This window comes from Streptomyces sp. SID12501, from assembly GCF_010550245.1.
In the GTDB taxonomy this organism is placed as follows: domain Bacteria; phylum Actinomycetota; class Actinomycetes; order Streptomycetales; family Streptomycetaceae; genus Streptomyces.
The window spans coordinates 1-413 of sequence record NZ_JAAGLU010000844.1; the positions used below are offsets into that span (position 1 = coordinate 1).

General features: G+C 77.2%; 1 pseudogene. It reads left to right on the forward strand.

Annotation, left to right across the window (positions count from 1 at the left end):
* A pseudogene (locus tag G3I71_RS48760) lies at positions 1-263 on the forward strand (class II histone deacetylase); the annotation flags it as partial.
* Positions 264-413 lie beyond the last annotated feature (150 nt).

The following is a 413-nucleotide window of genomic DNA, read 5'->3' on the forward strand; positions in this document are numbered from 1 at the left end:
AGCTGGCGGGCGGCAGGATCGTCTTCGCCCACGAGGGCGGCTACTCGGCCTGGTACCAGCCGACGCTGGTGCTCGCGACCGCCGCCGCCATCGCGGGGCTCCCGGCCCCGCACGACCCCTTCCTGCACGCGCTGGAGCACCTGCCCGGCCAGCGCCTGCAACCCCACCAGGGCCGGGTCCTCACCCACCTGCGCGACCACCACCCGCTCCTCGCCGGCCAGGGAACGCCCGTCGGTGCGGCACCCGGAGGGGCCGATGGATGACTGGTGGCTGAGAGCGGGCGCCGGGGCGGGCTCGACCGGCGAGCGGGCGCGGCGCCGCGTGGTCGCCCTCCCGCACGCCGGAGGCTGGCCCTCCGCCTTCCGCAGCTGGTGGCAGGTGCTGCCGCCCGACGCCGAACTGCTCGTCGTCCA